The organism is Streptomyces glaucescens, from assembly GCF_002154375.1.
GTDB classification, from domain to species: Bacteria; Actinomycetota; Actinomycetes; order Streptomycetales; family Streptomycetaceae; genus Streptomyces; species Streptomyces glaucescens.
Genome location: NZ_MUND01000723.1, coordinates 3,799 through 4,009, shown reverse-complemented (window position 1 = coordinate 4,009; position 211 = coordinate 3,799). Strand labels below are relative to the sequence as shown.

Genomic DNA, 211 nt, shown 5'->3' with positions numbered 1-211 from the left:
GATCGCGGGCGATCCGCAGGCTCGGCGCCCGGTTCTTCCCCGCGCTCGTGCGGGGCGATGTCATCGCCCCCGACGGGATCCCGGCCTTCCTGGACGAGTGCGCCCTGGTACGCGCCGGGCTCCGGGAGCTGGCCGAGCGGACCTGCCCGCCGGACCGTACCGTCGACCAGCACGCCGGGCACATCGGCAGCCGCCTGGCCTGCGTCGAGGC

At 76.3% G+C, this 211-nt stretch carries 1 pseudogene; it reads left to right on the top strand.

What is annotated here, in order from left to right:
• A pseudogene (locus CCN42_RS42965) lies at nucleotides 1–211 on the top strand (hypothetical protein); the annotation flags it as partial.